Genomic DNA, 8,731 nt, shown 5'->3' on the forward strand with positions numbered 1-8,731 from the left:
GAGGCCGCGCCCGACGACGCCGTCCGCGGCCTCGTCACCGAGCTCGCCGTCGAACCGCTGCGCAGCGCCCGCAACCGGGAGCCGGACGCGGCGTACGCCGGCATGCAGCTCGTCGCGGTCCGCCTCGCCGCCGTCAACGCCCGTATCGCCGAACTGGAGGGCGGCGCACGGCGGTTGGAGGCACGCCGGGATGCCGAGTCGGCGGGCGAGGTGCGCCGGCAGATCTGGACCCTCCAGCAGTACGGCACCGCGTTGCGTGAGCAAGGAGCCGACGCGCTCTAGCGCCCGGCCGCGGCGGCCCGTGAAAAAAGCCCGCGCACGAGTCTCGTGGCGGTGGTGTGTCGTACCCCACACTGGTGTGCGGTGCAGCGGCCCGGCTGCCCGTCGTCCCCTGCCTGCCGCCACTGTCTTGCACGCCGCCCCCCCATCGGCAGCGATCACTGGAGGTCGCCCCCCGTGCAGACCCGGACCCTGAGCGCGACCCCCGCCGCCACCGCGCCCCCGACGCCGTCGACGCCGCACCGCGAACCGGAGGCAGCCGCCGGCCTGTCGGTACCGGCCGGCGTCCTCGCACCGCCCGTCCCGTCCGAGCCTCCGGAAGCACTGCTGCCTCCGCCGCGCGCCCCTCGTGCACCGTCGCGCCCCGACGAGACGGAGCCCGCGGCGCCGCGCGAGGGGAGCGAGGGAAGCGGCCCGGCCGCCGACCTCTTCCGGCAGTACCTCAGGGAGATCGGCCGCATCCCCCTGCTGACGGCCGCGGAGGAGGTCGAGCTCGCGCGCAGGGTGGAGGCCGGGCTCTTCGCCGAGGAGAAGCTGACGCACTCCGCCGACCTGGGAAGCCGCCTCGCGCACGACCTCGACCGGCTCGTCGTCGTCGGCCGGATGGCGAAGCGCAGACTGATCGAGGCGAACCTGCGGCTCGTCGTCTCGGTCGGCAAGCGGTACGTGGGCCGCGGGTTGACCATGCTCGACCTCGTGCAGGAGGGGAACCTCGGCCTGATCCGCGCCGTCGAGAAGTTCGACTACGCGCGGGGCTACAAGTTCTCGACGTACGCGACGTGGTGGATTCGGCAGGCGATGTCCCGCGCCCTCGCCGATCAGGCGCGCACGATACGGGTGCCGGTCCACGTGGTGGAGCTGATCAACCGTGTCGTGCGGGTGCAGCGGCGGCTCGTCCAGGAGCGCGGCCAGGAGCCGACGCCCGAGGAGGTCGCCGCCGAGCTCGACCTCACGGCGGAGCGGGTGACGGAGGTGCTGCGGCTCGCGCAGGAGCCCGTCTCGTTGCAGGCGCCCGTGGGCGAGGAGGAGGACGTCGACCTCGGTGACCTCATCGAGGACGGCGACGCGGCCTCACCCGTGGAGTCGGCGTCGTTCCTGCTGCTGCGGGAGCATCTGGAGGCCGTCCTCTCGACGCTCGGGGAGCGCGAGCGCAAGGTGGTCCAACTGCGGTACGGGCTCCACGACGGGCGGGCGCGCACCCTGGAGGAGATCGGCACCCTCTTCGGGGTGACGCGGGAGCGCATACGGCAGATCGAGTCGAAGACGCTCGCGAAGCTCCGCGAGCACACCTGGGCCGAGCAGCTCAGGGGCTACCTGGACTGAGGCCCCCGGCCGAGTCGCCCCGGGCCGGGGGGAGTCCGCGCCGGCCGTCAGCAGGCGCGCGGTGCCGCGGCGGGGGCGAGCCGGGGACGAGCCGCCCGGACGGGGCGGTGCGCGGGCGGTGGGCCGGGGTCGGGCTGTGGTCGCACGCCGCGCTCGGCGAGGCGGAGTTGGCGGGTGATCCGGCGCTCGCGCACGGCTCCGGCGACGGCGACGACGGCCGGGCCGAGAGCGAGCAGCAGGAGAGTCAGGGAGCCGACGAAGTCGAGTGCGATGTCCATGTCCCCAACTCTCTTACCTGCGACGCGCGTTGGGGAGCGGCAGGAGTGACGCCCACCCTCGAATTCCTGCCGCTTCTCTGCCAGGCTTGCCGCATGCTGAAGAACGTCGCCGTGGCCCTCCTCCACGGGGTAAACCCCTTCGAAATGGGCGTCCCCGCCGAGGTGTTCGGGGTGGACCGCAGCGAAGAGGGTCTGCCTACCTACGACTTCGCGATGGTCGGCGCCGAACCCGGACCGATCCGCGCCAGCGCGGGGTTCACCATCGGCACCGGGCACGGTCCCGAACGTCTGGCGGGGGCCGACCTCGTCATCGTCCCGGCGCAGAAGGAAGCCGTGGAGCGCCCGTACCCGCCCGCGCTCCTCGACGCGCTCAGGGACGCGGTGGAGCGCGGCGCCCGCGTGCTCAGCGTCTGCTCCGGTGCCTTCGCGCTCGCGGCCGCCGGCCTCCTCGACGGCCGCCGCTGCACGACGCACTGGCGGCACACGGCGGAGCTGGGGCGCCGCTACCCGGCCGCCCGGGTCGAGCGGGACGTCCTCTACGTCGAGGACGGCCCGGTGATCACCTCGGCGGGAACGGCCGCGGGGATCGACGCCTGCCTGTACCTCGTCCGTCAGGAGCAGGGGAGCCGAGTCGCCAACGCGATCGCGCGCCGCATGGTCGTACCGCCGCACCGGGACGGCGGGCAGGCGCAGTACATCGAGCATCCGCTCCCCGCGCAGCGGGAGGACGACGGCGTCGGCAGGGCGCTCACCTGGCTGGAGGAGCACCTGGACGAGGACGTGACGGTCGAGCAGCTCGCCGCCCGCGTCCACCTCGCCCCGCGCACCTTCGCGCGGCGCTTCCAGCAGGAGACGGGGAGCACGCCCTACCAGTGGCTCCTCCAGCAGCGGGTGCTGCGCGCCCAACACCTGCTGGAGGAGACCGACTTGACCATCGACGCGATCGCGGCCCGCGTCGGCTTCAGCCACTCCGCCGCTCTGCGCCACCACTTCGTGCGACGTCTCGGCACCACGCCGCACGCCTACCGCCGGACGTTCCGCGGCCCGGAGGCGGTGGAGCGCGAGGCATCGGAGAGGGCCGCGGCCCGGACCGACCCGCCCCGCGTCCAGGTGGGTTGACGCGGCGGCCGCGTCACTCCACCTCGGCGACCGCCTCCGCGAACTGCGCCCGGTACAGCCGCGCGTACGCGCCCTCGCCGGCGAGGAGCTCCTCGTGGGTGCCCTGCTCGACGATGGCGCCGTCCTCCATCACCAGGATCACGTCCGCGTCCCGGATCGTGGAGAGGCGGTGCGCGATGACGAAGCTGGTGCGCTCGGCTGCGAGGCGGTCCATGGCGTGCTGGATCAGGACCTCGGTGCGGGTGTCGACGGAGCTGGTCGCCTCGTCGAGGACGAGGACCACCGGGTCGGAGACGAACGCCCTTGCGATGGTGAGGAGTTGCTTCTCGCCTGCGCTGACGCTCTCCCCCTCCTCGTCGAGGACCGTGTCGTAACCGTCGGGCAGGGTGCGGATGAACCGGTCCGCGTGTGCGGCGCGCGCCGCCGCCTCGATCTGCTCGCGGTCGACGGAGCCGGGCCCGCCGGGGGCTCCGTAGGCGATGTTCTCCGCTATGGTCCCGCCGAAGAGCCAGGCGTCCTGGAGTACCATGCCGATCCCGCCGCGCAGCTCCTCCCTGTCCATCTCGGCCACGTCGGTGCCGTCGAGGAGGATGCGTCCGCCGCGTACCTCGTAGAAGCGGAGCAGCAGGTTGACGAGCGTGGTCTTCCCCGCGCCCGTCGGCCCGACGACGGCGACGGTCTGACCCGGCGCGACGCGGAGTGAGAGGTCGTCGATGAGCGGCTTCTCCTCCGCGTACCGGAAGGAGACGTCCTCGAACTCGACGGCGCCGAGGCGGTCGCTCCAGCGGGCGGGGCGCTCCGGTTCCGGGCTCTGCTCCTCGGCGTCGAGGAGTTCGAAGACGCGCTCCGCCGAGGCCACCCCCGACTGCACCAGGTTCGCCATCGACGCGACCTGGGTGAGCGGCTGCGTGAACTGGCGCGAGTACTGGACGAACGCCTGCACCTCACCGATGGAGATCGCCCCCGCCGCCACCCGCAGCCCGCCGACGACAGCCACGAGGACGTAGTTGAGGTTTCCCACGAACATGAGCGCCGGCTGCATGGCGCCGCTGATGAACTGGGCCTTGAACCCCGCCTTGTAGAGCGAGTCGTTCCGCTCGGCGAAGACCGCGGCGGCCTCCTTCTGCCGTCCGAAGGACTTCACCAGCGAGTGGCCCGTGTACATCTCCTCGATGTGCGAGTTGAGTTCGCCCGTGGACTTCCACTGCGCGACGAACTGCGGCTGCGCCCGCTTCCCCAGTGCCGTCGCGACGAGGAGCGAGACCGGCACCGTCACGAGGGCGACGAGCGCGAGGAGCGGGGAGATCCAGAACATCATCACCAGCACGCCGACGATCGTCAGAAGTGCGTTGACGATCTGGCCGAGGGTCTGCTGGAGGATCTGCCCCAGGTTGTCGATGTCGTTGGTGACGCGGCTGAGCACCTCGCCGCGCGTCTGCCGGTCGAAGTAGGAGAGCGGCAGACGCGCGAGCTTCTCGGCGACGCGCCGGCGCAGCCGGTAGACGGTGTGCGTGACGGCGCGGACGGCGAGCCGCGTCGTCACGAGCATCAGCAGTCCCGCGCCCAGGTAGACGGCGAGCACCGCGAGGAGCACGAGACCGACGGCGCCGAAGTCCACGCCGTGGCCCGGCGTGAAGCCGAGCCCGGAGAGCATGTCGGCGATGCCCGAACGACCCTGCTCGCGAAGGGCGTCGAGCGCCTGTTCTCGGCTGACGCCCGCCGGCATCTCACGGCCGATCACTCCGGCGACGACGAGGTCGGTCGCGTGCCCGAGAAGGCGCGGGCCGAGCACGCTCAGCGCGACGCTGAGCACCGCGAATCCCACCATTGCCAAGATCGCGGGCCGCTCGGGACGGAACTCCCGTACCAGCCGCTTCGCCGCACCCTTGAAGTCGGCGGAGCGCCGCGGCGGTCCGCCCATGCCTCCAGGACCGCTCATCGTGTGCCCCCGGTCGTCGCGGCGGCGGTGTCCTTTGCGTTGCTCACGCCGCCTCCTGTTCGGTGAGTTGGGAGAGGACGATCTCCCGGTAGGTCTCGTTCTGCGTCATCAGCTCCTCGTGCCGGCCCTCGCCGACGACGCGTCCCTCGTCGAGGACGAGGATGCGGTCGGCCTCCCTGATCGTCGCCACGCGCTGGGCGACGATCACGACCGTCGCCTCCGCCGTCCAGGAGGCGAGGGCGGTGCGCAGGGCGGCGTCCGTTGCGTAGTCGAGAGCGGAGAAGGAGTCGTCGAAGAGGTAGATGTCGGGGCGGTGGACGAGGGTGCGCGCGATGGAGAGGCGCTGCCGCTGCCCTCCGGAGACGTTGCTGCCGCCCTGGCCGATCGGTGCTTCGAGCCCGCCCTCCATGCGCTCGACGAACTCCTTGGCCTGGGCCACCTTCAGCGCCTCCCACAGCTCCGCGTCGGTGGCGTCCGGCCGTCCGTAGCGGAGGTTGGAGGCGACGGTCCCTGTGAAAAGGTACGGGTGCTGCGGTACGAGTCCGACGGCGGAGGCGAGCGCCGCCGGGTCGAGGTCGCGGACATCGACGCCGTCGACGAGGACGCTGCCGGCCGTCGCGTCGAAGAGCCGGGGGACGAGCGAGAGGAGGGTGCTCTTGCCGCTGCCCGTCGAGCCGATCACGGCCGTCGTCTCGCCCGGGCGCGCAAGGAGGTCGACGTCGTGGAGGACGGCGGCCTCGGCGCCCGGGTAGTGGAACCCGGCGCCGCGCAGCTCCAGTTGGCCGCGCGTGGCGACGGTGTGCACCGGCTCGGCGGGCGGTACGACGCTCGACTCGGTGCGCAGCACCTCCTGCACGCGCTCGGCGCAGATCTCGGCCCTCGGCACCATCATGAACATGAAGGTGGCCATCATCACCGACATCACCGTCTGCATCAGGTACGCGAGGAAGGCCGTCAGCGCGCCGATCTCCATGCCGCCGCTGTCCACGCGGTGCGAGCCGAACCAGATCACGGCGACGCTCGCGAGGTTGACCGTCGTCATCACCACGGGGAACATCAGCGCCATGAGGCGCCCGGTGCCCAACTGCACCTCGGTGAGCGCGGTGTTGGCCTCGCGGAAGCGCCCCTGCTCGTAGTCGTCCTTGACGAAGGCGCGCACCACCCTGATGCCGGTGATCTGCTCCCGCATCACACGGTTGACCTCGTCGAGCCGCCCCTGCATCTTCCGGAAGAGCGGGCGCATGCGCCGGATGATCAGCGCCACGCAGACGGTGAGCACCGGTACCACGGCGAGGAGCACGGCCGAGAGCGGCACGTCCTGCCCGAGCGCCATCGCCACGCTGCCGAACGCCATGATCGGCGCGGAGATGACGATCGTGAACGACATGAGCGTCAGCATCTGGATCTGCTGCACGTCGTTGGTGGTGCGGGTGATGAGCGAGGGCGGGCCGAACTCCCCCATCTCGCGGGCGGAGAAGGTCTGCACCCGCGCGAAGACGGACGCCCTGACGTCCCGCGCGAGCCCCGAGGCCGCGGCGGCGCCGAGGCGCACGGCGCCGATGTTGCAGACGACCTGGACGGCGCTGACGAGCAGCATGAGAGCGCCGAAACGCAGTATGTAGCCGGTGTCTCCCGGGACCACGCCCTTGTCGATGATCTTCGCGTTGAGCGTGGGGAGGCTGAGCGTGCCGCCCGTCTGCACAAGCTGCAGGACCACCAGCCAGCCGAGCGTCCGTTTGTACGGGGTCAGATGGGTTCTCAACAGACTGATCAGCACACGTGATTCCTCGGTGGGCGGTAGGTTCGGACGCGCACGCGGCGAGACTTCCGTGACACGACACGAGCCTGGGACAGCAGAGCCGACTGACCATTGTGCGTGAGCTTCCGCCGACGCGCCTCCAATTTCCGGTAAAGACACGGCAGATCGCGTCATCCCTGGTCACACCGGGCGCAATTCTCCCGTACAGCCGCGGACGCCGGACGCGCCCCGGGCGCGTGCTGCACACCAGCACGCCGGCGTACCCCGGTACCGTCGCAGCGCCGGTCCGCGCCGGCGGAGCGTCAGCCGTCGAAGGCCCCCGGATGCGCCTGCTCGCGCACCGTCCGGAACTGCTGCCGCACCGCCTGGCCGACGGCCGACTCCTCGCCCGGCTCGAAGATTCGGCACGCGGCGTCCGGCCACCGCGGCGGCTCGGCGCCGCCGAGCTGCGCCCACGCCGCCTGCCGCGCGGCACCGAGCGCCGCGTACTCCGCCGGCTGCGGCACGACGACGCGCCCGCCGAACAGCAGCGGCGCGGCCGCCTGCACCGCCGGCAGCGAGGCGGCGGCCCCGAGCAGGAAGATGCGCCCGCCCTCCGACCGTCCCTCCTCGCCCTGTTCGCCCGAGCCGATCGCGACGCCCCGGCCGCGGAGCACGTCGAGCGCGTCGGCGAGCCCGCAGAGCATCCCCTCCACGGCGGCCCGCGCCAGGTGCTCCGGCTTCATGCTCTCCCGCCGCATGCCGTGCAACGAGCCGGCCGTGTGCGGCAGTCGGGGCGTCGTCTCGCCCTCCAGGTACGGCAGCAGCACCATGCCGTAGGCCCCGGGGGTCGATCGCAGCGCCAGCTCGGAGAGTCCTTCGAGGTCGGTCTCGAGCAGCTCGGCCGTGCCCCTGAGCACCCGGGTGGCGTTGAGGGTGCGCACGAAAGGGAGGTGCATGCCGGTGGCGTCGGCGTACGAGTCGATGGAGCCCGACGGGTCGGCGAGCGCCTCGTGGTGGACGGCGCAGACGGAGCCGGAGGCCCCGAGCGAGACCACGGCGTCCCCGGCGCGCACCCCCAGCCCGAAGGCGGCGGCCATCGTCTCGCCCGTCCCGGCCGAGATCAGCAGCCCTTCGGGCGTCTGGCCCGCGGGCTCGGCCGGGCCGACGACCTCGGGGAGGCGCACCCGGTGCCCGAGCGCCAACTCCACCAGGTCTTCCTGATAGGAGCCGCTCGCCGCGGACCAGTACCCGGTGCCCGAGGCGTCCCCGCGGTCGGTGACCCGGCGTTCCGGGCGGCCGAGCAACTGCCAGACGAGCCAGTCGTGCGGCTGCATGATCTCGGCGGCCTGGGCCGCGGCCTCCGGCTCGTGCCGCGCCAGCCAGCGCAGCTTCGCGACGGGGTGCGCGGCCGTCGGCACGGCGCCGACGCGCTGCGCCCACGCCTGCCGGCCCCCGAGCGCGTCGACGAGGTCGGCAGCGGCCGGCTGCGCCCGCTTGTCGTTGCCGAGCAGCGCGGGACCGACGGGCGTCCCGCCCGAGTCGAGGGCCAACAGCCCCTGCTGCTGCGCCGCGACACCGATCGCCGTGACGTCGGCGAGCTGGCCGCTGCTCGCGGCCTTGCCGAGGGAGATCAGCCAGGACTGCGGGTCGTCCCGCTTCTCGGGGTGTTCCGCGTACCCCTGCCTGACGACGGCGCCGCTCTCCGCGTCGCAGACGACGATGCTGGTGTGTGCGGCTGAGCTGTCCAGTCCTGCGACTATCCCCATGGCGGGAAATGATGCCTCATGGCCCCCTCCCGCCGGACGGCGGGAGCGGAGGATCCGCGTCGGACACCCGCCGCCGGAGAACGGTCCCACTCGCTGCTCGGGTGCGCCCGGGGGAGGTGCGCCGCAGCGCCGGCGGAGCCGTACTGCCGGTTGGGGGCGTCGCGAGGGACGGGACGCCGTCGTCGGCAACTCGCCCGTGCGCCCCGCCGATCCACCGGTTCCGCGAGCATCCGGGCCGCAAGGCGAGCCGCTCTGCGCCGAGCGGCGGCTCGGCTCGGCCTCCCTC

At 72.6% G+C, this 8,731-nt stretch carries 6 protein-coding genes and 1 pseudogene; 3 read left to right on the plus strand and 4 right to left on the minus strand.

The genetic code is table 11. The annotated features are described in order from the left end of the window. Together UWG_RS29665 and UWG_RS0107640 are read left to right on the plus strand one after the other, a co-directional pair. Window positions 1-282, plus strand: a pseudogene (locus UWG_RS29665) (DNA primase); the annotation flags it as partial. Window positions 283-456: 174 nt separating this feature from the next. Next, window positions 457-1,602, plus strand: coding sequence for a sigma-70 family RNA polymerase sigma factor (locus UWG_RS0107640; RefSeq protein WP_016906612.1), 1,146 nt, complete (start codon window positions 457-459; stop codon window positions 1,600-1,602). Between the two features lie 47 nt (window positions 1,603-1,649). On the opposite strand, the gene UWG_RS0107645 is transcribed toward UWG_RS0107640, so the two are convergent. Continuing rightward, entirely contained in the window at window positions 1,650-1,880 is a 231-nt protein-coding gene (locus UWG_RS0107645; protein ID WP_016906613.1) for a hypothetical protein, read from the minus strand. Between the two features lie 93 nt (window positions 1,881-1,973). Between UWG_RS0107645 and UWG_RS0107650 the strand changes: the two genes are divergently transcribed. Next, window positions 1,974-2,999 (plus strand): GlxA family transcriptional regulator, encoded by a 1,026-nt coding sequence (locus UWG_RS0107650; RefSeq protein ID WP_086022492.1) that lies wholly within the window; start codon window positions 1,974-1,976, stop codon window positions 2,997-2,999. Between the two features lie 13 nt (window positions 3,000-3,012). Here the strand turns inward: UWG_RS0107650 and UWG_RS0107655 are convergent, their stop codons facing one another. The 3 genes from UWG_RS0107655 to UWG_RS0107665 form a co-directional block, all read right to left on the minus strand. Further along, on the minus strand, window positions 3,013-4,938 hold the full coding sequence (locus tag UWG_RS0107655; RefSeq protein WP_029391257.1) for an ABC transporter ATP-binding protein: 1,926 nt from the start codon (window positions 4,936-4,938) through the stop codon (window positions 3,013-3,015). A 43-nt stretch (window positions 4,939-4,981) separates the two neighbouring features. Next, window positions 4,982-6,715 (minus strand): ABC transporter ATP-binding protein, encoded by a 1,734-nt coding sequence (locus UWG_RS0107660; protein WP_016906616.1) that lies wholly within the window; start codon window positions 6,713-6,715, stop codon window positions 4,982-4,984. Window positions 6,716-6,999: 284 nt separating this feature from the next. Beyond that, entirely contained in the window at window positions 7,000-8,445 is a 1,446-nt protein-coding gene (locus UWG_RS0107665) for an FGGY family carbohydrate kinase (protein WP_016906617.1), read from the minus strand. Window positions 8,446-8,731: the final 286 nt, after the last annotated feature.

This window comes from Streptomyces xiaopingdaonensis, assembly GCF_000262345.1.
Lineage (GTDB): Bacteria > Actinomycetota > Actinomycetes > Streptomycetales > Streptomycetaceae > Streptomyces > Streptomyces xiaopingdaonensis.

Bases quoted from the DNA above. Each gene is read 5' to 3' on its own strand.
- UWG_RS0107655 (WP_029391257.1), bottom strand. From the start codon at position 4,938: ATGAGCGGTCCTGGAGGCATGGGCGGACCGCCGCGGCGCTCCGCCGAC.
- UWG_RS0107665 (WP_016906617.1), bottom strand. From the start codon at position 8,445: ATGGGGATAGTCGCAGGACTGGACAGCTCAGCCGCACACACCAGCATC.
- UWG_RS0107650 (WP_086022492.1), top strand. From the start codon at position 1,974: ATGCTGAAGAACGTCGCCGTGGCCCTCCTCCACGGGGTAAACCCCTTC.
- UWG_RS0107645 (WP_016906613.1), bottom strand. From the start codon at position 1,880: ATGGACATCGCACTCGACTTCGTCGGCTCCCTGACTCTCCTGCTGCTC.